General features: G+C 51.9%; 35 protein-coding genes. 33 read left to right on the top strand and 2 right to left on the bottom strand.

Annotation, left to right across the window (positions count from 1 at the left end; translation table 11 throughout):
- Window positions 1-25 precede the first annotated feature (25 nt).
- The 4 genes from kefG to slyD all read left to right on the top strand — a co-directional run bounded on the left by kefG (window position 26) and on the right by slyD (window position 3,276).
- Window positions 26-577 (top strand): glutathione-regulated potassium-efflux system ancillary protein KefG, encoded by a 552-nt coding sequence (gene kefG, locus FHN83_RS09690; protein WP_039031556.1) that lies wholly within the window; start codon window positions 26-28, stop codon window positions 575-577.
- Window positions 577-2,382 carry a glutathione-regulated potassium-efflux system protein KefB gene (kefB, locus tag FHN83_RS09685; RefSeq protein ID WP_039031544.1) on the top strand — a complete coding sequence of 602 codons (1,806 nt, stop codon included), beginning with the start codon at window positions 577-579 and terminating at the stop codon, window positions 2,380-2,382. Before kefG ends, kefB begins: the two co-directional genes overlap by 1 nt.
- Window positions 2,383-2,393: 11 nt before the next feature.
- Window positions 2,394-2,594: a YheV family putative zinc ribbon protein gene (locus tag FHN83_RS09680; protein WP_039031545.1), complete on the top strand. Its 201-nt coding sequence runs from the start codon at window positions 2,394-2,396 to the stop codon at window positions 2,592-2,594.
- A 94-nt stretch (window positions 2,595-2,688) separates the two neighbouring features.
- A complete protein-coding gene (slyD, locus tag FHN83_RS09675) occupies window positions 2,689-3,276 on the top strand; it encodes a peptidylprolyl isomerase (protein ID WP_039031546.1) in 588 nt (195 codons plus the stop codon).
- A gap of 51 nt (window positions 3,277-3,327) precedes the next feature.
- Here slyD and FHN83_RS09670 read toward each other — a convergent pair whose 3' ends face one another.
- Window positions 3,328-3,546, bottom strand: a complete 219-nt coding sequence (locus tag FHN83_RS09670) for a protein SlyX (RefSeq protein WP_039031547.1) — start codon at window positions 3,544-3,546, stop codon at window positions 3,328-3,330.
- A gap of 236 nt (window positions 3,547-3,782) precedes the next feature.
- Here FHN83_RS09670 and fkpA point away from each other — a divergent pair, with 236 nt between their 5' ends.
- The 11 genes from fkpA (at window position 3,783) to bfr (ending at window position 11,978) form a co-directional block, all read left to right on the top strand.
- Window positions 3,783-4,601, top strand: a complete 819-nt coding sequence (gene fkpA, locus FHN83_RS09665) for an FKBP-type peptidyl-prolyl cis-trans isomerase (protein ID WP_039031548.1) — start codon at window positions 3,783-3,785, stop codon at window positions 4,599-4,601.
- Between the two features lie 164 nt (window positions 4,602-4,765).
- Window positions 4,766-5,488 carry a helix-turn-helix transcriptional regulator gene (locus FHN83_RS09660; protein ID WP_039031549.1) on the top strand — a complete coding sequence of 241 codons (723 nt, stop codon included), beginning with the start codon at window positions 4,766-4,768 and terminating at the stop codon, window positions 5,486-5,488.
- A complete protein-coding gene (gene tusD / locus FHN83_RS09655; RefSeq protein WP_139563733.1) occupies window positions 5,488-5,874 on the top strand; it encodes a sulfurtransferase complex subunit TusD in 387 nt (128 codons plus the stop codon). Before FHN83_RS09660 ends, tusD begins: the two co-directional genes overlap by 1 nt.
- On the top strand, window positions 5,874-6,233 hold the full coding sequence (gene tusC / locus FHN83_RS09650) for a sulfurtransferase complex subunit TusC (RefSeq protein ID WP_138370784.1): 360 nt from the start codon (window positions 5,874-5,876) through the stop codon (window positions 6,231-6,233). Before tusD ends, tusC begins: the two co-directional genes overlap by 1 nt.
- Before the next feature lie 7 nt (window positions 6,234-6,240).
- A complete protein-coding gene (gene tusB, locus FHN83_RS09645) occupies window positions 6,241-6,528 on the top strand; it encodes a sulfurtransferase complex subunit TusB (RefSeq protein WP_139563732.1) in 288 nt (95 codons plus the stop codon).
- 124 nt (window positions 6,529-6,652) lie between these two features.
- Window positions 6,653-7,027, top strand: a complete 375-nt coding sequence (rpsL, locus tag FHN83_RS09640; protein ID WP_003023654.1) for a 30S ribosomal protein S12 — start codon at window positions 6,653-6,655, stop codon at window positions 7,025-7,027.
- Between the two features lie 96 nt (window positions 7,028-7,123).
- On the top strand, window positions 7,124-7,594 hold the full coding sequence (gene rpsG / locus FHN83_RS09635; protein ID WP_004106370.1) for a 30S ribosomal protein S7: 471 nt from the start codon (window positions 7,124-7,126) through the stop codon (window positions 7,592-7,594).
- Window positions 7,595-7,690: 96 nt separating this feature from the next.
- The gene (fusA, locus tag FHN83_RS09630) at window positions 7,691-9,805 is read left to right on the top strand and encodes an elongation factor G (RefSeq protein ID WP_138370786.1); all 2,115 of its coding nucleotides are present in this window, start codon (window positions 7,691-7,693) and stop codon (window positions 9,803-9,805) included.
- Window positions 9,806-9,874: 69 nt separating this feature from the next.
- A complete protein-coding gene (gene tuf / locus FHN83_RS09625) occupies window positions 9,875-11,059 on the top strand; it encodes an elongation factor Tu (protein WP_114316183.1) in 1,185 nt (394 codons plus the stop codon).
- A gap of 177 nt (window positions 11,060-11,236) precedes the next feature.
- Window positions 11,237-11,431: a bacterioferritin-associated ferredoxin gene (gene bfd, locus FHN83_RS09620; RefSeq protein WP_039032069.1), complete on the top strand. Its 195-nt coding sequence runs from the start codon at window positions 11,237-11,239 to the stop codon at window positions 11,429-11,431.
- A 70-nt stretch (window positions 11,432-11,501) separates the two neighbouring features.
- Window positions 11,502-11,978, top strand: coding sequence for a bacterioferritin (bfr, locus tag FHN83_RS09615; RefSeq protein WP_032614711.1), 477 nt, complete (start codon window positions 11,502-11,504; stop codon window positions 11,976-11,978).
- On the opposite strand, the gene FHN83_RS09610 is transcribed toward bfr, so the two are convergent.
- Window positions 11,962-12,435 (bottom strand): prepilin peptidase, encoded by a 474-nt coding sequence (locus FHN83_RS09610; protein WP_138371061.1) that lies wholly within the window; start codon window positions 12,433-12,435, stop codon window positions 11,962-11,964. The two genes, bfr and FHN83_RS09610, sit on opposite strands and share 17 nt — an antisense overlap.
- A 390-nt stretch (window positions 12,436-12,825) precedes the next feature.
- Between FHN83_RS09610 and rpsJ the strand changes: the two genes are divergently transcribed.
- The 18 genes from rpsJ to rplR all read left to right on the top strand — a co-directional run bounded on the left by rpsJ (window position 12,826) and on the right by rplR (window position 20,850).
- Window positions 12,826-13,137 (top strand): 30S ribosomal protein S10, encoded by a 312-nt coding sequence (rpsJ, locus tag FHN83_RS09605; RefSeq protein ID WP_001181005.1) that lies wholly within the window; start codon window positions 12,826-12,828, stop codon window positions 13,135-13,137.
- A gap of 32 nt (window positions 13,138-13,169) precedes the next feature.
- Window positions 13,170-13,799: a 50S ribosomal protein L3 gene (gene rplC / locus FHN83_RS09600; protein ID WP_016538466.1), complete on the top strand. Its 630-nt coding sequence runs from the start codon at window positions 13,170-13,172 to the stop codon at window positions 13,797-13,799.
- 10 nt (window positions 13,800-13,809) lie between these two features.
- Complete coding sequence (rplD, locus tag FHN83_RS09595) at window positions 13,810-14,415, top strand: 50S ribosomal protein L4 (RefSeq protein WP_003031119.1); 606 nt, start codon at window positions 13,810-13,812, stop codon at window positions 14,413-14,415.
- Window positions 14,412-14,714: a 50S ribosomal protein L23 gene (rplW, locus tag FHN83_RS09590; RefSeq protein ID WP_035894975.1), complete on the top strand. Its 303-nt coding sequence runs from the start codon at window positions 14,412-14,414 to the stop codon at window positions 14,712-14,714. Before rplD ends, rplW begins: the two co-directional genes overlap by 4 nt.
- Window positions 14,715-14,731: 17 nt before the next feature.
- Complete coding sequence (gene rplB, locus FHN83_RS09585) at window positions 14,732-15,553, top strand: 50S ribosomal protein L2 (protein WP_000301859.1); 822 nt, start codon at window positions 14,732-14,734, stop codon at window positions 15,551-15,553.
- 16 nt (window positions 15,554-15,569) lie between these two features.
- Window positions 15,570-15,848 (top strand): 30S ribosomal protein S19, encoded by a 279-nt coding sequence (rpsS, locus tag FHN83_RS09580; RefSeq protein ID WP_001138115.1) that lies wholly within the window; start codon window positions 15,570-15,572, stop codon window positions 15,846-15,848.
- Between the two features lie 14 nt (window positions 15,849-15,862).
- On the top strand, window positions 15,863-16,195 hold the full coding sequence (rplV, locus tag FHN83_RS09575; RefSeq protein ID WP_002919773.1) for a 50S ribosomal protein L22: 333 nt from the start codon (window positions 15,863-15,865) through the stop codon (window positions 16,193-16,195).
- 17 nt (window positions 16,196-16,212) lie between these two features.
- Window positions 16,213-16,914: a 30S ribosomal protein S3 gene (gene rpsC, locus FHN83_RS09570; protein ID WP_000529945.1), complete on the top strand. Its 702-nt coding sequence runs from the start codon at window positions 16,213-16,215 to the stop codon at window positions 16,912-16,914.
- Window positions 16,915-16,926: 12 nt separating this feature from the next.
- Window positions 16,927-17,337: a 50S ribosomal protein L16 gene (gene rplP / locus FHN83_RS09565; protein ID WP_002919759.1), complete on the top strand. Its 411-nt coding sequence runs from the start codon at window positions 16,927-16,929 to the stop codon at window positions 17,335-17,337.
- Window positions 17,337-17,528 (top strand): 50S ribosomal protein L29, encoded by a 192-nt coding sequence (gene rpmC, locus FHN83_RS09560; protein ID WP_032614707.1) that lies wholly within the window; start codon window positions 17,337-17,339, stop codon window positions 17,526-17,528. Before rplP ends, rpmC begins: the two co-directional genes overlap by 1 nt.
- The gene (gene rpsQ / locus FHN83_RS09555; RefSeq protein ID WP_008503489.1) at window positions 17,528-17,782 is read left to right on the top strand and encodes a 30S ribosomal protein S17; all 255 of its coding nucleotides are present in this window, start codon (window positions 17,528-17,530) and stop codon (window positions 17,780-17,782) included. Before rpmC ends, rpsQ begins: the two co-directional genes overlap by 1 nt.
- A gap of 165 nt (window positions 17,783-17,947) precedes the next feature.
- On the top strand, window positions 17,948-18,319 hold the full coding sequence (rplN, locus tag FHN83_RS09550; RefSeq protein ID WP_004160583.1) for a 50S ribosomal protein L14: 372 nt from the start codon (window positions 17,948-17,950) through the stop codon (window positions 18,317-18,319).
- A 10-nt stretch (window positions 18,320-18,329) separates the two neighbouring features.
- Window positions 18,330-18,644 (top strand): 50S ribosomal protein L24, encoded by a 315-nt coding sequence (gene rplX / locus FHN83_RS09545; RefSeq protein ID WP_003863287.1) that lies wholly within the window; start codon window positions 18,330-18,332, stop codon window positions 18,642-18,644.
- A 14-nt stretch (window positions 18,645-18,658) separates the two neighbouring features.
- Window positions 18,659-19,198: a 50S ribosomal protein L5 gene (gene rplE, locus FHN83_RS09540; protein WP_039032067.1), complete on the top strand. Its 540-nt coding sequence runs from the start codon at window positions 18,659-18,661 to the stop codon at window positions 19,196-19,198.
- A 14-nt stretch (window positions 19,199-19,212) separates the two neighbouring features.
- Window positions 19,213-19,518 (top strand): 30S ribosomal protein S14, encoded by a 306-nt coding sequence (rpsN, locus tag FHN83_RS09535; protein ID WP_032614701.1) that lies wholly within the window; start codon window positions 19,213-19,215, stop codon window positions 19,516-19,518.
- 30 nt (window positions 19,519-19,548) lie between these two features.
- Window positions 19,549-19,941 carry a 30S ribosomal protein S8 gene (rpsH, locus tag FHN83_RS09530; protein WP_032614699.1) on the top strand — a complete coding sequence of 131 codons (393 nt, stop codon included), beginning with the start codon at window positions 19,549-19,551 and terminating at the stop codon, window positions 19,939-19,941.
- A gap of 12 nt (window positions 19,942-19,953) precedes the next feature.
- Entirely contained in the window at window positions 19,954-20,487 is a 534-nt protein-coding gene (rplF, locus tag FHN83_RS09525; protein WP_039032066.1) for a 50S ribosomal protein L6, read from the top strand.
- 9 nt (window positions 20,488-20,496) lie between these two features.
- Complete coding sequence (gene rplR / locus FHN83_RS09520; protein WP_032614694.1) at window positions 20,497-20,850, top strand: 50S ribosomal protein L18; 354 nt, start codon at window positions 20,497-20,499, stop codon at window positions 20,848-20,850.
- Window positions 20,851-20,858 lie beyond the last annotated feature (8 nt).

Below are 20,858 nucleotides of genomic sequence, written 5' to 3'. Positions count from 1 at the left end.
GTGATGACGACCCGGGAGAGGAATGATGTCCCAGACAGCAAAAGTGCTGCTGCTGTATGCCCATCCGGAGTCTCAGGACTCGGTCGCCAACCGGGTTTTGCTACAACCGGCATTACAGCTCAGTAATGTGACGGTGCACGATCTTTACGCGCACTACCCCGATTTTTTTATCGATATCCCTCGTGAACAGGAGCTGCTGCGCCAGCACGACGTTATCGTGTTCCAGCATCCTCTCTATACCTACAGCTGCCCGGCGCTGCTGAAGGAGTGGCTGGATCGCGTGCTGAGCCGCGGGTTTTCCAGTGGCCCGGGAGGAAACCAGCTGGCGGGAAAGTACTGGCGGAACGTCATTACCACCGGCGAGCCGGAGAGTGCTTACCGCCACGATGGGCTTAACCGCTATTCAATGAACGATATTTTACGCCCGTTCGAGCTGACGGCGGCCATGTGCCGCATGCACTGGCTGAGCCCAATCGTCGTTTACTGGGCTCGTCGGCAGCCTCAGGACGAGCTCGCCAGCCATGCAAGAGCGTACGGCGACTGGCTGGCAGCGCCAACGCTGACGGGAGGCCACTGATGGAAGGCTCGGATCTTTTGCTGGCAGGGGTGTTGTTCCTGCTCGCCGCGGTGGTGGCGGTGCCGCTGGCGTCGCGTCTGGGGATTGGCGCGGTGCTCGGGTATCTGCTGGCGGGCATTGCCATCGGACCGTGGGGGCTGGGGTTCATCAGCGACGTCGACGAAATCCTGCACTTCTCCGAGCTGGGCGTCGTCTTTCTGATGTTTATCATCGGCCTCGAGCTGAACCCGGCGAAGCTCTGGCAGCTGCGGCGCTCTATCTTCGGCGTTGGCGCCGCGCAGGTGTTGTGCAGCGCGGTGATCCTCGGCGGACTCCTGATGCTGACCCAGTTCTCATGGCAGGCCGCGGTGGTCGGCGGGATTGGTCTGGCGATGTCCTCCACGGCGATGGCGTTACAGCTGATGCGCGATAAGGGCATGAACCGCAGCGAGGCGGGACAGCTGGGCTTCTCGATCCTGCTGTTCCAGGATCTGGCGGTGATCCCGGCGCTGGCCCTGGTTCCGCTGCTGGCGGGGTCGGGAGATGAACATTTCGACTGGATGAAGATCGGCATGAAGGTGCTGGCCTTTGCCGGCATGCTGGTGGGCGGGCGCTATCTGCTCCGTCCGGTGTTCCGCTTTATTGCGGCGTCCGGAGTGCGGGAAGTGTTTACCGCCGCGACGCTGCTGCTGGTGCTGGGCTCGGCGCTGTTTATGGACGCGCTGGGGCTGTCGATGGCGCTGGGCACCTTCATTGCGGGGGTGCTGCTGGCGGAGAGTGAGTACCGGCACGAACTGGAAATTGCCATCGATCCCTTTAAAGGGCTGCTGTTAGGGCTGTTCTTTATCTCTGTCGGCATGGCGCTGAATCTTGGCGTGCTCTACACCCATATCCTGTGGGTCGTGATGAGTGTTGTCGTGCTGGTGGCGGTCAAAATGCTGGTGCTCTACGTGCTGGCGCGGGTTTACGGTTTGCGTCAGACGGAGCGGGCACAGCTTGCCGGGGTGCTGAGCCAGGGGGGAGAGTTTGCTTTTGTGCTCTTCTCCACAGCATCATCCCAGAGATTGTTCCAGCATGATCAGATGGCCTTGCTGCTGGTGACCGTTACGCTGTCGATGATGACTACCCCGCTGTTGATGAAGCTTATCGATAAGCAGTTATCCCGCCGCATCAATGCCCCGGAAGATGAGCATGAAGCCCCGTGGGTGGAAGATGATAAACCCCAGGTTATTGTAGTGGGCTTCGGACGTTTTGGGCAGGTCATCGGGCGTTTGCTGATGGCGAATAAAAAGCGCGTGACGGTGCTGGAGCGCGACATCAGCGCGGTCAACCTGATGCGCAAATACGGTTACAAGGTCTATTACGGTGACGCCACTCAGGTCGAACTGCTGCGCTCCGCAGGGGCAGAGGCGGCAGAGTCGATCGTCATCACCTGTAACGATCCTGAAGACACCATGAAGCTGGTGGAGATCTGCCAGCAGCATTTTCCGCATCTGCATATTCTTGCCCGTGCGCGAGGACGTGTTGAGGCACACGAGCTGCTCCAGGCCGGGGTAAAGTATTTTACCCGCGAGACCTTCTCCAGTGCGCTGGAGCTGGGGCGTAAAACATTAGTGACGCTGGGGATGCATCCGCATCAGGCCCAGCGCGCGCAGTTACATTTTCGTCGTCTGGATATGCGCATGCTGCGCGAACTGATGCCGGTGCATACCGATACGGTGCAGATCTCTCGCGTACGGGAGGCGCGTCGTGAGCTGGAAGAGATTTTCCAGCGAGAGATGCAGCAGGAGCGTCGGCAGCTGGATGGCTGGGATGAGTTTGAATAACGAGGTAGAGAATGGCGGTACGTAAACGTTTTATCGCCGGCGCGAAATGCCCGGCCTGTCAGGCTCAGGATTCACTGGCCATGTGGCGTGAGAACAATATCGATATTGTTGAGTGTGTTAAGTGCGGGCACCAGATGCGTGAGGCCGATAAAGAGGCGCGCGAGCACGTTCGCAAAGAAGAACAAGTGATCGGCATTTTTCATCCGGACTAGCGATATGTCCCGAGTTTTTTTAAGCTAAAGGGTACACGGGTGCAGAATTCGGCTACAATCTGCGCCAGCAATTTTCCCACGCTCAGGAGATATCATGAAAGTAGCAAAAGACCTGGTGGTCAGCCTGGCCTATCAGGTACGTACAGAAGACGGTGTGTTGGTTGATGAGTCTCCGGTGAGTGCGCCGCTGGACTACCTGCACGGTCACGGTTCCCTGATTTCCGGTCTGGAAAACGCGTTGAACGGTCATGAAGTTGGCGACAAATTTGACGTAGAAGTTGCGTCTAACGATGCTTACGGTCAGTACGATGAAAACCTGGTGCAGCGTGTTCCTAAAGACGTCTTCATGGGCGTTGACGAGCTGCAGGTTGGCATGCGTTTCCTGGCTGAAACTGACCAGGGTCCGGTTCCAGTAGAAATCACTGAAGTTGAAGACGACCACGTTGTGGTTGACGGCAACCACATGCTGGCTGGCCAGAACCTGAAGTTCAACGTTGAAGTGGTTGCCATCCGCGAAGCCACTGAAGAAGAGCTGGCTCACGGCCACGTTCACGGTGCGCACGGTCATGACCACGATCACGGTCACGACGGCTGCTGCGGCGGTCACGGCCACGATCACGACCATGGTCACGACCACGGTAAAGGCGGTTGCGGCGGTAACGGCGGCTGCGGTTGCCACTAATCGTTACGCCTTAAGCGCAAAAAAGCGGGATATTCCCGCTTTTTTTACGTCTTAATAGTGGGGCGGCGGCGTCTCTTCTGACTGCGACGCGATGTGCGAGGCCTGCGACGCTTTCACTTTTTCGGTTAACAGACGCAGCAGATCCCGCAGCTTGGCCATTTCCAGTTCGTGTGCGGTGACGGTCTGATTCAGCTCATCGATGGTGATCTCCTGAAAAGCCAGACGGCTTTCAAGCTCAGCCAGACGCGCTTCCATTTCTGTATTCTGCATGATTCACCTCGTTTGTCTCTTTAACCCCGACCGGGGCTGGCGGCGGCGAATATTACCCGAGATTATCCCCGCGCGCAGTAAACATCCCATTGCTGCGAAACTAATTTAAACAAAAATAGTCTGAAATGTGGTGCTAATCAGGGGTGTCTACCTGTAGATTTGTTCCTCAACGTTTTATAGTACGCTACTCATTTACGCTTAACACGGGGTGAGAGTCCCCGGCCCTGGAGAAATGGATGAAATCACTGTTTAAAGTAACGCTGCTGGCGACCACGATGGCTGTCGCTCTGCATGCGCCGCTGACTTTCGCTGCTGATACTGCTGCGAAACCTGCTGCGACTGCTGACAGCAATGCGGCGTTCAAAAATGACGACCAGAAATCAGCCTACGCATTGGGCGCATCTCTGGGCCGTTACATGGAAAACTCTCTGAAAGAGCAGGAAAAACTGGGCATCAAACTGGACCAGGCTCAGCTGATCGCGGGCGTTCAGGATGCGTTTGCGGACAAGAGCAAACTGTCTGACCAGGAAATCGAGCAGACTCTGCAGGCTTTCGAAGCGCGCGTGAAAGGCGCAGCGCAGGAGAAGATGGAGAAAGACGCGTCTGAGAACGAAACGAAAGGCAAAACCTACCGTGACGCTTTCGCTAAAGAGAAAGGCGCGAAAACCTCTCCTACTGGCCTGGTCTACAAAGTAGAGAAAGAAGGTACCGGCGACGCACCGAAGGACAGCGATACCGTTGTTGTTAACTACAAAGGTACGCTGACCGACGGTAAAGAGTTCGATAACTCTTACACCCGTGGTGAGCCGCTCTCCTTCCGTCTGGATGGGGTTATTCCTGGCTGGACTGAAGGCCTGAAGAACATCAAGAAAGGCGGTAAAATCAAGCTGGTCATCCCACCTGATCTGGCTTATGGCAAAACTGGCGTCCCGGGTATCCCGGCTAACTCCACGCTGGTATTCGACGTAGAGCTGCTGGACATCAAGCCAGCGCCGAAAGCGGATGCTAAGCCTGACGCGAAGCCAGAAGCGCCGGCAGAAGCCACCAAGAAGTAAACCGGTAAAAACCGCCGCCCCTGAAGCGGCGGTTTTTTTATTGTGGTGTAGATATAATTAACACTGGAAGCGCTACCTACGCTGTATTAATTTAATTGCCCGTGTAAATAATGAGCCTGCCCTGAAAACCTACCGACAGGCTCCTGAAAAGGAGTGTTTTTTTCATGACCAGGTCGCTTTTAACCAACGAAACCAGCGAACTTGATTTGCTGGATCAACGTCCTTTCGATCAGACCGATTTCGATATTCTGAAATCCTACGAAGCGGTAGTGGACGGGTTAGCGATGCTCATTGGGTCCCACTGCGAAATCGTTTTGCACTCCCTGCAAGATCTGAAATGTTCTGCCATCCGCATTGCCAATGGTGAGCATACTGGCCGTAAAATTGGCTCGCCGATCACCGACCTTGCACTGCGTATGCTGCACGACATGACCGGCGCGGACAGCAGCGTCTCCAAATGCTATTTCACCCGCGCGAAGAGCGGCGTTCTCATGAAGTCCGTGACCATCGCCATCCGCAACCGTGATCATCGCGTGATTGGCTTACTGTGCATCAACATGAACCTTGATGTGCCGTTCTCCCAGATCATGAGCACGTTTATTCCGCCAGAAACGCCGGATGTCGGATCCTCTGTCAACTTTGCCTCTTCCGTTGAAGATCTCGTCACCCAGACGCTGGAATTCACCATCGAAGAAGTTAATGCCGATCGCAATGTCTCTAACAATGCCAAGAATCGTCAGATCGTGCTTAACCTCTATGAAAAAGGCATCTTCGATATTAAAGACGCTATTAACCAGGTGGCCGATCGTCTCAATATCTCCAAGCACACGGTCTATCTCTACATCCGTCAGTTCAAAAGCGGCGATTTCCTGGGGCAAGAGAAGTAATGCGTTTTGCACTCATGGTGACAGGCCCGGCGTACGGTACACAGCAGGCCAGCAGCGCGTTGCAGTTTGCCCGCGCACTGCTGGCGGCCGGTCATGAGCTTGTCAGCGTCTTTTTTTATCGGGAAGGCGTATATAACGCTAACCAGCTGACGTCGCCGGCATCAGACGAGTTCGATCTGGTGCGTGCCTGGCAGGCGCTGAACCAGGAGCACGGCGTTGACCTGCATATCTGCGTGGCGGCGGCGCTACGTCGGGGCGTGAGCGATGCGAACGAAGCGCAACGCCTGGGCTTGCCGGCTGCGAATCTTAATGACGGCTTTTCCCTCAGCGGCCTCGGGGCGCTGGCTCAGGCTGCATTAACCTGCGACCGGATGGTGCAATTCTGATGAACCGCGTTGCGTTTGTATTTAATTCTGCCCCGCATGGCAGTGCTTCCGGAAGGGAAGGGCTGGATGCGTTACTGGCTACTTCTGCGCTGACGGAAGAGATCGGTGTTTTCTTCATTGGCGACGGCGTGTTTCAGCTGCTTGCCGGTCAGCAGCCGCAGGTGGTGCTGGCGCGCGATTACATCGCGACATTTAAAGTCCTGCCGCTGTATGACATCGAAACGTTCTACGTCTGTGCGGCTTCCCTGCAGGCGCGTGGCCTGAATGAGAGCACGCCCTTTGTTCTGGACGCTACCGTACTCGCACCGGCGTTACTGCGTGAACAGCTTTCCCATTACGACACCATACTGACATTCTGAGGCGGTCATGCTCCATACCCTGAGCCACTCCCCCTGGCACTGCGACATCGAGAGCCTGTTAAACATGCTGCGAGAGGGCGATGCCGTGCTGCTTATTCAGGATGGCATTCTGGCGGCAGTAGAAGGCAGCCGTTTTGTTGATATTCTCTGCAATGCCCCCATCTCTGTCTCAGCGCTTAAAGATGACATCGATGCACGCGGTCTCTCTGGTCAAATTTCAACCAAAATTGACGTGGTTAGCTATACTGATTTCGTCAATCTGGCCATTCAGCACACCGGCCAACTGAACTGGTGATCTGAGATCGCTGTATAATTCTTGACACCTTTTCGACGTAGCCCTAAAATTTCGCGTCCTCATATTGTATGAGGTCGTTTTATTACGTGTTTACGAAGCAAAAGCTAAAACCAGGAGCTATTTAATGGCAACAGTTAACCAGCTGGTACGCAAACCACGCGCTCGCAAAGTTGCAAAAAGCAACGTGCCTGCGCTGGAAGCCTGCCCGCAGAAACGTGGCGTATGTACTCGTGTATATACCACCACTCCTAAGAAACCAAACTCCGCACTGCGTAAAGTATGCCGTGTGCGTTTGACCAACGGTTTTGAAGTGACTTCCTACATCGGTGGTGAAGGTCACAACCTGCAGGAGCACTCCGTGATCCTGATCCGTGGCGGTCGTGTAAAAGACCTCCCGGGTGTTCGTTACCACACCGTTCGTGGTGCGCTTGACTGCTCCGGCGTTAAAGACCGTAAGCAATCTCGCTCCAAATACGGCGTGAAACGTCCTAAGGCTTAATGGTTCTCCGTTAAGTAAGGCCAAACTGATTTATCTTAATGTCACACTAAACTCTTAGAGTTTTGGACAATCCTGAATTAACAACGGAGTATTCCCATGCCACGTCGTCGCGTCATTGGTCAGCGTAAAATTCTTCCAGATCCGAAATTCGGATCAGAACTGCTGGCAAAATTTGTAAATATCCTGATGGTAGATGGTAAAAAATCTACTGCAGAAGCAATCGTATACAGCGCGCTGGAGACCCTGGCTCAGCGTTCTGGTAAAAATGAACTGGAAGCTTTCGAAGTCGCTCTCGACAACGTGCGCCCGACTGTAGAAGTTAAGTCTCGCCGCGTTGGTGGTTCTACTTATCAGGTACCAGTTGAAGTTCGTCCGGTTCGTCGTAATGCTCTGGCAATGCGTTGGATCGTTGAAGCTGCTCGTAAACGCGGTGATAAATCCATGGCTCTGCGTCTGGCGAACGAACTTTCTGATGCTGCAGACAACAAAGGTACTGCAGTTAAGAAACGTGAAGACGTTCACCGTATGGCAGAAGCCAACAAGGCGTTCGCACACTACCGTTGGTAATCCCTTCGGAGTATTAGTCACCAGGCGGGCGCTTCAGCGAAGCAGCCCGCTTTGGGTTACTTAACTGAACGCCTAAAAAGATAAACGAGGAATCAAATGGCTCGTACAACACCCATCGCACGCTACCGTAACATTGGTATCAGTGCGCACATCGACGCCGGTAAAACCACTACCACCGAACGTATTCTGTTCTACACCGGTGTAAACCACAAAATCGGTGAAGTTCATGACGGCGCCGCTACCATGGACTGGATGGAGCAGGAGCAGGAGCGTGGTATTACCATCACCTCTGCAGCGACTACTGCATTCTGGTCTGGTATGGCTAAGCAGTATGAACCGCATCGCGTAAACATCATCGACACCCCGGGCCACGTTGACTTCACTATCGAAGTAGAACGTTCCATGCGTGTTCTTGATGGTGCGGTAATGGTTTACTGCGCAGTTGGTGGTGTTCAGCCACAGTCTGAAACCGTATGGCGTCAGGCAAACAAATATAAAGTTCCACGCATTGCGTTCGTTAACAAAATGGACCGTATGGGTGCGAACTTCCTGAAAGTTGTTGGTCAGATCAAATCCCGTCTGGGCGCGAACCCTGTTCCGCTGCAGCTGGCAATTGGTGCTGAAGAAGGTTTCACCGGTGTTATCGACCTGGTGAAAATGAAAGCCATCAACTGGAATGAAGAAGACGCAGGCGTTACCTTCACTTATGAAGATATTCCGGCTGACATGCAGGACCTGGCTGACGAATGGCACCAGAACCTGATCGAGTCCGCTGCTGAAGCTTCAGAAGACCTGATGGAGAAATACCTGGGTGGTGAAGAACTGACTGAAGAAGAGATCAAAAAAGCTCTGCGTCAGCGTGTTCTTAACAACGAGATCATCCTGGTAACCTGTGGTTCTGCGTTCAAGAACAAAGGTGTTCAGGCGATGCTGGATGCGGTAGTTGACTACCTGCCATCCCCGGTAGACGTTCCTGCGATCAACGGTATCCTGGACGACGGTAAAGACACGCCGGCTGAGCGTCACGCAAGTGATGACGAGCCGTTTGCTGCTCTGGCGTTCAAAATCGCTACCGACCCGTTCGTGGGTAACCTGACGTTCTTCCGCGTGTACTCTGGTGTGGTTAACTCCGGTGACACCATCCTGAACTCCGTGAAAGCTGCACGTGAGCGTTTCGGTCGTATCGTACAGATGCACGCGAACAAACGTGAAGAGATCAAAGAAGTTCGTGCGGGCGACATCGCTGCTGCTATCGGTCTGAAAGACGTGACTACTGGTGACACCCTGTGTAACCCAGATCACCCAATCATTCTGGAGCGCATGGAGTTCCCAGAGCCGGTAATCTCTATCGCCGTTGAACCAAAAACCAAAGCTGACCAGGAAAAAATGGGTCTGGCTCTGGGCCGTCTGGCTAAAGAAGACCCATCATTCCGCGTATGGACTGATGAAGAATCTAACCAGACCATCATCGCCGGTATGGGTGAACTGCACCTGGACATCATCGTTGACCGTATGAAGCGTGAATTCAACGTTGAAGCTAACGTAGGTAAACCTCAGGTTGCTTATCGCGAAGCGATTCGTCAGAAAGTTACCGATGTTGAAGGTAAACACGCTAAGCAGTCTGGTGGTCGTGGTCAGTATGGTCACGTTGTGATCGACATGTACCCACTGGAGCCGGGCTCTAATCCGAAAGGTTACGAGTTCATCAACGACATCAAAGGTGGTGTAATTCCTGGCGAATACATCCCTGCCGTTGATAAAGGTATCCAGGAGCAGCTGAAGTCTGGTCCACTGGCTGGTTATCCGGTAGTAGACATGGGTGTTCGTCTGCACTTCGGTTCTTACCATGACGTTGACTCCTCTGAACTGGCGTTTAAACTGGCAGCTTCTATCGCCTTTAAAGAAGGCTTTAAGAAAGCGAAACCAGTTCTGCTTGAGCCGATCATGAAGGTTGAAGTAGAAACTCCTGAAGAGAACACCGGTGACGTTATCGGTGACTTGAGCCGTCGTCGCGGTATGCTGCGTGGTCAGGAATCTGAAGTAACTGGCGTTAAGATCCACGCTGAAGTTCCGCTGTCTGAAATGTTCGGATATGCAACTCAGCTGCGTTCTCTGACCAAAGGTCGTGCATCATACACTATGGAATTCCTGAAGTATGATGATGCGCCGAACAACGTTGCTCAGGCCGTAATTGAAGCCCGTGGTAAATAATCCACAGGATTAAAACCTAAGTCCCGTGCTCTCTCCAAAGGGGAGAGCACTATAGTAAGGAATATAGCCGTGTCTAAAGAAAAATTTGAACGTACAAAACCGCACGTCAACGTTGGTACTATCGGCCACGTTGACCACGGTAAAACTACCCTGACTGCTGCAATCACTACCGTTCTGGCAAAAACCTACGGTGGTTCTGCTCGTGCATTCGACCAGATCGATAACGCACCAGAAGAAAAAGCTCGTGGTATCACCATCAACACTTCCCACGTTGAATACGACACCCCGACTCGCCACTACGCACACGTAGACTGCCCGGGCCACGCCGACTATGTTAAAAACATGATCACCGGTGCTGCGCAGATGGACGGCGCGATCCTGGTTGTTGCTGCGACTGACGGCCCGATGCCTCAGACCCGTGAGCACATCCTGCTGGGTCGTCAGGTAGGCGTTCCTTTCATCATCGTGTTCCTGAACAAATGCGACATGGTTGATGACGAAGAGCTGCTGGAACTGGTAGAAATGGAAGTTCGTGAACTTCTGTCCCAGTACGACTTCCCGGGCGACGACACTCCAATCGTTCGTGGTTCTGCTCTGAAAGCGCTGGAAGGCGAAGCTGAGTGGGAAGAGAAAATCATCGAACTGGCTGGCTACCTGGATTCTTACATCCCGGAACCAGAGCGTGCGATTGACAAGCCATTCCTGCTGCCAATCGAAGACGTATTCTCCATCTCCGGTCGTGGTACCGTTGTTACCGGTCGTGTAGAGCGCGGTATCATCAAAGTTGGTGAAGAAGTTGAAATCGTTGGTATCAAAGAGACTGCGAAGTCTACCTGTACCGGCGTTGAAATGTTCCGCAAACTGCTGGACGAAGGCCGTGCCGGTGAGAACGTTGGTGTTCTGCTGCGTGGTATCAAACGTGAAGAAATCGAACGTGGTCAGGTTCTGGCTAAGCCAGGCTCAATCAAGCCACACACCAAGTTCGAATCTGAAGTGTACATTCTGTCCAAAGACGAAGGCGGCCGTCATACTCCGTTCTTCAAAGGCTACCGTCCACAGTTCTACTTCCGTACTACTGACGTGACCGGTACCATCGAACTGCCAGAAGGCGTTGAGATGGTAATGCCAGGCGACAACATCAAAATGGTTGTTACCCTGATCCACCCAATCGCGATGGACGACGGTCTGCGTTTCGCAATCCGTGAAGGCGGCCGTACCGTTGGCGCGGGTGTTGTTGCTAAAGTTCTGGGCTAATTAATTATCCCTGAATTAAAAAGGACGCTTCGGCGTCCTTTTTTGTTTTTGCAGGATTGTCCCTGTCACAAATTTTCGCATTTTTTGTTCGCTCCCGCCCCGTATCATGGCGATTGTGCTATTGTAATCATAATTATTCTCACTTACACTTTGCGCATATTTTGAACGGGAGTGGTTATGTACGTTTGTTTATGTAACGGTGTAAGCGATAAAAAAATTCGGCAGGCCGTTCGCCAGTTTCAACCTCAATCTTTTCAGCAGCTGCGTAAGTTTATTCCAGTAGGAAATCAATGCGGTAAGTGCGTTCGTGCTGCCCGTGAAATCATGCAGGATGAATTGATGCAGATCCCGGAATACAAAGAGATTGCCTGAGACTCACTCTTTTTTTTGACATCCCTGTAGCCCCATCTACGCTTCAATGAGTGGAAGCGGAGGGACTATAATGAAAGGTGATATTAAAATCATAAGTTATCTCAATAAATTATTGGGAAATGAGCTTGTCGCAATCAATCAATACTTTCTCCATGCGAGAATGTTCAAAAACTGGGGGCTGACTCGCCTCAACGACGTTGAATACCATGAATCTATCGACGAGATGAAACATGCCGATAAGTACATCGAGCGTATTTTATTTCTCGAAGGTATCCCCAACCTGCAGGATCTTGGCAAGCTGGGCATTGGTGAAGATGTCGAAGAAATGCTGCGTTCGGATCTGGCACTGGAACTTGAGGGTGCGAAAGACTTGCGTGAAGCTATCGCTTATGCGGACAGCGTTCACGATTACGTCAGCCGCGACATGATGATTCAGATCCTGGCCGATGAAGAAGGTCATATTGACTGGCTCGAAACTGAACTGGATCTTATTGGTAAAATTGGGCTGCAAAATTACCTCCAGTCGCAGATTAAAGTGGAAAGCTGATCAGGCTGTCCATGCCCAGCATTAAACCCGCTGCCGCCATAAAAGGCCCAAATGGTAGCGGGTTTTTTAATACCTGTTTTTCAGGTTTGCACATCGCAAGTATCAAAAGATAAAGCGTTGCCAACAGGGCAGCTGATAAAGCCAGTACAGGAAGCACGCACCACCCATGCCAGGCACCCAGTGCACCCAGATACTTCACATCACCATATCCCAGACCTTCACGTTTTCGAATCAATTTATAAGTCCAATAAATAATCGCGAAACCAGCATAGCCCGCTATCGCGCCCGCCACTGCGGCAGGCAACTGCTCGGGACGAAGACAAAGGTGATAAAGCAGACCAGCCCAGAGCAGAGGACACAGGTATTTATCCGGAAGCAAATGCGATCGGATATCCTCACGAACAAGCAGGATGGTTAAACCCAGGTAGGTTATCAGAAAGGGTAGGGTAGTGAGCATTGGCCTTGACCTCCATGTAATGTGTGCGGCCATACTCCTCTCAAACCTGAAGGCTAAACAAATAAAAAAACATAACTCTGCGAGACGCCTTCCTGACTGTTATCGCGACGCGGTAATTTTGCAGCACGTTTACGAGGCGCCTCGCAAAAAGTGAGCGCTACCGTCTATTTTCTAAACCAGGCTTGCGTCTTGCGCAGATTTACGTATAATGCGCGGGCTTGTCGTAATTGACAGCTGGTTCAATCTGAACCCCGGGCAACAATCTTTTTCAGTTGCCTAACAACGCTCCCAATCGGGGGGCTACGTAAGAACGGTTACACTCTCCCATCAATCGTAATGGGTCTGAGTAGTGATCATTTTCGTTTATAAAATAATTGGAGCTCTGGTCTCATGCAGAACCAAAGAATCCGTATCCGCCTTAAAGCGTTTGATCATCGTCTGATCGATCAATCAACCGCGGAAATCGTCGAGACTGCTAAGCGCACTGGTGCGCAAGTCCGTGGTCCGATCCCGCTGCCGACCCGCAAAGAGCGCTTTACCGTTCTGATCTCTCCGCACGTTAACAAAGACGCGCGTGATCAGTACGAGATCCGCACTCACAAGCGTCTGGTTGACATCGTTGAGCCAACTGAGAAAACCGTTGATGCTCTGATGCGTCTGGATCTGGCTGCCGGTGTAGACGTGCAGATCAGCCTGGGTTAATCAGGTCATCGAGCGATTGAGAGGTTGATACAATGATTGGTTTAGTCGGTAAAAAAGTGGGTATGACCCGCATCTTCACTGAAGATGGCGTTTCTATCCCAGTAACCGTAATCGAAGTTGAAGCAAACCGCGTTACTCAGGTTAAAGATCTGGCTAACGATGGCTACCGTGCCGTTCAGGTTACCACTGGTGCTAAAAAAGCTAACCGTGTAACCAAGCCGGAAGCTGGTCACTTCGCTAAAGCTGGCGTAGAAGCTGGCCGTGGTCTGTGGGAATTCCGTCTTGCTGAAGGCGAAGAGTTCACCGTAGGTCAGGACATTAGCGTTGAGCTGTTTGCAGAAGTTAAAAAAGTTGACGTAACCGGTACCTCTAAAGGTAAAGGTTTTGCTGGTACCGTTAAGCGCTGGAACTTCCGTACCCAGGACGCTACTCACGGTAACTCCTTGTCTCACCGCGTTCCGGGTTCTATCGGTCAGAACCAGACTCCGGGCAAAGTGTTCAAAGGCAAGAAAATGGCAGGTCAGCTGGGTAACGAACGTGTAACCGTTCAGAGCCTGGACGTAGTACGTGTTGACGCTGAGCGCAACCTGCTGCTGGTTAAAGGTGCGGTTCCGGGTGCAACCGGTAGCGACCTGATCGTTAAACCAGCTGTGAAGGCGTAAGGGGATAGCAATGGAATTAGTATTGAAAGACGCGCAGAGCGCGCTGACTGTTTCCGAAACTACCTTCGGTCGTGATTTCAACGAAGCGCTGGTTCACCAGGTTGTTGTTGCTTATGCAGCTGGTGCTCGTCAGGGTACTCGTGCTCAGAAGACTCGTGCTGAAGTAACTGGTTCCGGCAAAAAGCCGTGGCGCCAGAAAGGTACCGGCCGTGCGCGTTCAGGTTCTATCAAGAGCCCGATCTGGCGTTCCGGTGGCGTGACCTTCGCTGCTCGCCCGCAGGACCACAGTCAAAAAGTTAACAAAAAGATGTACCGCGGCGCGCTGAAAAGCATCCTGTCCGAACTGGTACGTCAGGATCGTCTGATCGTTGTCGAATCTTTCTCTGTAGAAGCGCCTAAAACTAAGCTGCTGGCACAGAAACTGAAAGACATGGCTCTGGAAGATGTGCTGATCATCACCGGTGAGCTGGACGAGAACCTGTTCCTGGCTGCGCGCAACCTGCACAAGGTTGACGTACGCGATGCAACTGGTATCGACCCGGTTAGCCTGATCGCCTTCGACAAAGTCGTAATGACTGCTGATGCTGTTAAGCAAGTTGAGGAGATGCTGGCATGATTCGTGAAGAACGTCTGCTGAAGGTGCTGCGTGCACCGCACGTTTCTGAAAAAGCGTCTGCTGCGATGGAAAAAAGTAACACCATCGTTCTCAAAGTTGCTAAAGACGCGACCAAAGCAGAAATCAAAGCTGCTGTGCAGAAACTGTTTGAAGTCGAAGTCGAAGTCGTTAACACCCTGGTAGTTAAAGGGAAAGTTAAACGTCACGGACAGCGTATCGGTCGTCGTAGCGACTGGAAAAAAGCTTACGTCACCCTGAAAGAAGGCCAGAATCTGGACTTCGTTGGCGGCGCTGAGTAAGTCGGAGGAGTAATACAATGGCAGTTGTTAAATGTAAACCGACATCTCCGGGTCGTCGCCACGTTGTTAAAGTGGTTAACCCTGAGCTGCACAAGGGCAAGCCTTTTGCTCCGTTGCTGGAAAAGAACAGCAAATCCGGTGGTCGTAACAACAATGGCCGTATCACCACTCGTCACATCGGTGGTGGCCACAAGCAGGCTTATCGTATTGTTGACTTTAAACGCAACAAAGACGGTATCCCAGCAGTTGTTGAGCGTCTTGAGTACGATCCGAACCGTTCCGCGAACATCGCGCTGGTTCTGTACAAAGATGGCGAACGCCGTTACATCCTGGCCCCTAAAGGCCTGAAAGCTGGCGACCAGATTCAGTCTGGCGTTGATGCTGCAATCAAAGCAGGTAACACCCTGCCGATGCGCAATATCCCGGTTGGTTCTACCGTTCATAACGTAGAAATGAAACCAGGTAAAGGCGGTCAGCTGGCACGTTCCGCTGGTACTTACGTTCAGATCGTTGCGCGTGATGGTGCTTATGTCACCCTGCGTCTGCGTTCTGGTGAAATGCGTAAAGTCGAAGCAGACTGCCGCGCTACTCTGGGCGAAGTTGGCAATGCTGAGCATATGCTGCGCGTTCTGGGTAAAGCAGGTGCTGCACGCTGGCGTGGTGTTCGTCCTACCGTTCGCGGTACTGCGATGAACCCAGTCGACCACCCACATGGTGGTGGTGAAGGTCGTAACTTTGGTAAGCACCCGGTAACTCCGTGGGGCGTTCAGACCAAAGGTAAGAAGACCCGCAGCAACAAGCGTACTGATAAATTTATCGTACGTCGCCGTAGCAAATAATATTAGAGGATAAGCCATGCCACGTTCTCTCAAGAAAGGTCCTTTTATTGACCTGCACTTGCTGAAGAAGGTAGAGAAAGCGGTGGAAAGCGGAGACAAGAAGCCCCTGCGCACTTGGTCCCGTCGTTCAACGATCTTTCCTAACATGATCGGTTTGACCATCGCTGTCCATAATGGTCGTCAGCACGTTCCAGTATTTGTTTCCGACGAAATGGTCGGTCACAAACTGGGTGAATTCGCACCGACTCGTACTTATCGCGGCCACGCTGCTGATAAAAAAGCGAAGAAGAAATAAGGTAGGAGGAAGAGATGGAAACTTTAGCTCAACATCGCCATGCTCGTTCTTCTGCTCAGAAGGTTCGCCTTGTTGCTGACCTGATTCGCGGTAAGAAAGTGTCGCAGGCCCTGGATATTCTGACCTACACCAATAAGAAAGCGGCTGTACTGGTCAAGAAAGTTCTGGAATCTGCCATTGCTAACGCTGAACACAACGATGGCGCTGACATTGACGATCTGAAAGTCGCGAAAATCTTCGTAGACGAAGGCCCGAGCATGAAGCGCATTATGCCGCGTGCGAAAGGTCGTGCAGATCGCATCCTGAAGCGCACCAGCCACATTACTGTGGTTGTGTCCGATCGCTGAGACTCTGGAGACTAGCAATGGGTCAGAAAGTACATCCTAATGGTATTCGCCTGGGTATTGTAAAACCATGGAACTCAACCTGGTTTGCGAACACCAAAGAATTCGCTGACAACCTGGACAGCGATTTTAAAGTACGTCAGTACCTGACTAAGGAACTGGCTAAAGCGTCTGTATCTCGTATCGTTATCGAGCGTCCAGCTAAGAGCATCCGTGTGACCATTCACACTGCTCGCCCTGGCATCGTAATCGGTAAGAAAGGCGAAGACGTAGAAAAACTGCGCAAGGTCGTAGCGGATATCGCTGGCGTTCCTGCACAGATCAATATCGCTGAAGTTCGTAAGCCTGAACTGGACGCTAAATTGGTTGCTGACAGCATCACTTCACAGCTGGAACGTCGCGTTATGTTCCGTCGTGCTATGAAGCGTGCCGTACAGAACGCAATGCGTCTGGGCGCTAAAGGTATCAAAGTTGAAGTTAGCGGCCGTCTGGGCGGCGCGGAAATCGCACGTACCGAATGGTACCGCGAAGGTCGCGTACCGCTGCACACTCTGCGTGCTGACATCGACTACAACACCTCTGAAGCGCACACCACTTACGGTGTAATCGGCGTTAAGGTATGGATCTTCAAAGGTGAGATCCTGGGTGGTATGGCTGCTGTTGAACAACCGGAAAAACCGGCTGCGCAACCTAAAAAGCAGCAGCGTAAAGGCCGTAAATAAGGAGCGTCGCTGATGTTACAACCAAAGCGTACAAAATTCCGTAAAGTGCACAAAGGCCGCAACCGTGGTCTGGCGCAGGGTACGGATGTTAGCTTCGGCACTTTCGGTCTGAAAGCTGTTGGCCGTGGTCGTCTGACTGCACGTCAGATCGAAGCAGCACGTCGTGCTATGACCCGTGCAGTTAAGCGTCAAGGTAAAATTTGGATCCGTGTATTCCCGGACAAACCAATTACCGAGAAGCCGCTGGAAGTTCGTATGGGTAAAGGTAAAGGTAACGTGGAGTACTGGGTTGCCTTGATTCAGCCGGGCAAAGTCCTGTATGAAATGGACGGTGTTCCGGAAGAGCTGGCCCGTGAAGCCTTCGGCCTGGCAGCAGCGAAACTGCCTATCAAAACCACCTTTGTAACTAAGACGGTGATGTAATGAAAGCAAATGAGCTGCGTGAAAAAAGCGTAGAAGAGCTGAACGCTGAGCTGCTGAACCTGCTGCGTGAGCAGTTCAACCTGCGTATGCAGGCTGCAAGTGGCCAGCTGCAACAGACTCACCTGCTGAAGCAAGTGCGTCGTGATGTTGCACGCGTTAAGACTTTACTGACTCAGAAGGCGGGTGCGTAATGACCGATAAAATCCGTACTCTGCAAGGTCGTGTTGTTAGCGACAAAATGGAGAAATCCATCGTTGTTGCTATCGAACGTATTGTGAAACACCCGATCTACGGTAAATTCATCAAGCGTACGACCAAACTGCACGTACATGACGAGAACAACGAATGTGGTATCGGCGACAAGGTTGAAATCCGTGAATGCCGTCCACTGTCCAAGACTAAGTCCTGGACGCTGGTTCGCGTTGTAGAGAAAGCGGTTCTGTAATAGAGTAGCCTTCTCGATACGAATAAACGGCTCAGCAATGGGCCGTTTATTTTTTCTACCCATATTGCAGAAGCGGTGTTATAATGCCGCGCCCTCGATATGGGGCTTTTTAACGGCTCTGATTTTAGAGTCTCAGGTAGTAGTTGACATTAGCGGAGCACTGAAATGATCCAAGAACAGACTATGCTGAACGTCGCCGACAACTCCGGTGCACGTCGCGTAATGTGTATCAAGGTTCTGGGTGGCTCGCACCGTCGCTACGCAGGCGTAGGCGACATCATCAAGATCACCATCAAGGAAGCAATTCCACGTGGTAAGGTCAAGAAAGGTGATGTGCTGAAAGCGGTAGTGGTGCGCACCAGGAAGGGTGTTCGTCGCCCTGACGGTTCTGTCATTCGCTTCGATGGTAATGCATGCGTTATTTTAAACAATAACAGCGAGCAGCCTATCGGCACGCGTATCTTTGGGCCGGTAACTCGTGAACTTCGTACTGAAAAGTTCATGAAAATTATCTCTCTGGCACCAGAAGTACTCTAAGGAGCGAATCATGGCAGCGAAAATCCGTCGTGATGACGAAGTTATCGTGTTAACCGGTAAAGATAAAGGTAAACGCGGTAAAGTAAAAAATGTTCTGTCTTCCGGCAAACTCGTCGTTGAAGGTATCAACCTGGTCAAGAAACATCAGAAGCCGGTTCCGGCCCTGAACCAGCCAGGTGGCATCGTTGAAAAAGAAGCTGCAATTCAGGTTTCTAACGTTGCAATCTTCAATGCGGCAACCGGTAAGGCTGACCGTGTAGGCTTTAGATTCGAAGACGGCAAAAAAGTCCGTTTCTTCAAGTCTAACAGCGAAACTATCAAGTAATTTGGAGTAGTACGATGGCGAAACTGCATGATTACTACAAAGACGAAGTAGTTAACAAACTCATGACTGAGTTTAACTACAATTCTGTCATGCAAGTCCCTCGGGTCGAGAAGATCACCCTGAACATGGGTGTTGGTGAAGCGATCGCTGACAAGAAACTGCTGGATAACGCAGCAGCTGATCTGACAGCAATCTCCGGTCAAAAACCGCTGATCACCAAAGCACGCAAATCTGTTGCAGGCTTCAAAATCCGTCAGGGCTATCCGATCGGCTGTAAAGTAACTCTGCGTGGCGAACGCATGTGGGAGTTCCTTGAGCGCCTGATCTCTATTGCTGTTCCTCGTATCCGTGACTTCCGTGGCCTGTCCGCAAAGTCTTTCGACGGTCGTGGCAACTACAGCATGGGTGTCCGTGAGCAGATCATCTTCCCAGAGATCGACTACGATAAAGTCGATCGCGTGCGTGGTTTGGATATTACCATTACCACTACTGCGAAATCTGACGAAGAAGGCCGCGCTCTGCTGGCTGCGTTTGACTTCCCGTTCCGCAAGTAAGGTAGGGTTACTGAATGGCTAAGCAATCAATGAAAGCACGCGAAGTAAAGCGCGTGGCTTTAGCTGATAAATTCTTCGCTAAACGCGCTGAACTGAAAGCGATCATTTCTGATGTGAACGCTTCCGACGAAGATCGTTGGAATGCTGTTCTCAAGCTGCAGTCTCTGCCGCGTGATTCCAGCCCGTCTCGTCAGCGTAACCGCTGTCGTCAAACAGGTCGTCCACATGGTTTCGTGGGCAAGTTCGGGTTGAGCCGTATCAAACTGCGTGAAGCCGCCATGCGCGGTGAAGTACCAGGCTTGAAAAAGGCTAGCTGGTAATTACCAATTGAATCACGGGAGTAAAGACAGATGAGCATGCAAGATCCGATCGCGGATATGCTGACCCGTATCCGTAACGGTCAGGCCGCGAACAAAGTTGCGGTCACCATGCCTTCCGCCAAGCTGAAAGTGGCAATTGCCAACGTGCTGAAGGAAGAAGGTTTTATCGAAGATTTTAAAGTTGAAGGCGACACCAAGCCGGAACTGGAACTTACTCTTAAGTATTTCCAGGGTAAAGCTGTTGTAGAAAGCATTCAGCGTGTCAGCCGCCCAGGCCTGCGCATCTATAAGAAAAAAGATGAGCTGCCAAAAGTTATGGCCGGCATGGGTATCGCAGTTGTTTCTACCTCTAAAGGTGTTATGACTGATCGTGCAGCGCGCCAGGCTGGTCTTGGTGGCGAAATTATCTGCTACGTAGCCTAATCGGAGGAAAAAATGTCTCGTGTTGCTAAAGCACCGGTCGTTATTCCTGCCGGCGTTGATGTAAAAATCGACGGTCAGGTTATTACGATCAAAGGTAAAAATGGCGAGCTGACTCGTACCCTCAACGATGCTGTTGAAGTTAATCATGCAGACAACGCTCTGACCTTCGGCCCACGTACTGGTTACGTTGATGGCTGGGCTCAGGCTGGTACCGCGCGTGCCCTGCTGAACTCAATGGTTGTTGGTGTTACCGAAGGCTTCACTAAAAAGCTTCAGCTGGTTGGTGTAGGTTACCGTGCAGCGATCAAAGGGAATGCAGTAGGCCTGTCTCTGGGCTTCTCACACCCTGTTGAACATCAGCTGCCAGCAGGTATTACTGCAGAATGTCCGACTCAGACTGAAATCGTGCTGAAAGGCGCTGATAAACAGCTGATCGGTCAGGTTGCAGCAGATCTGCGCGCCTACCGTCGTCCTGAGCCTTATAAAGGCAAGGGTGTTCGTTACGCCGACGAAGTCGTGCGTACCAAAGAGGCTAAGAAGAAGTAAGGTAACACTATGGATAAGAAATCTGCTCGTATCCGTCGTGCGACCCGCGCACGCCGCAAGCTCAAAGAGCTGGGTGCAACTCGCCTGGTGGTACATCGTACCCCGCGTCACATTTACGCACAGGTCATTGCACCAAACGGTTCTGAAGTTCTGGTAGCTGCTTCTACTGTAGAAAAAGCTATTACAGAACAATTGAAGTACACCGGTAACAAAGACGCTGCTGCAGCTGTAGGTAAAGCTGTTGCTGAACGCGCTCTGGAAAAAGGCATCACAGTTGTGTCCTTTGACCGTTCCGGGTTCCAATATCATGGTCGCGTCCAGGCACTGGCAGATGCTGCCCGTGAAGCTGGCCTTCAGTTCTAAGGTAGAGG

It is taken from the genome of Leclercia adecarboxylata, from assembly GCF_006171285.1.
GTDB lineage: Bacteria > Pseudomonadota > Gammaproteobacteria > Enterobacterales > Enterobacteriaceae > Enterobacter > Enterobacter barmai.
The sequence above is the reverse complement of the archived record's forward strand: the minus strand, read 5'-3'. Positions and strand labels throughout refer to the sequence as shown.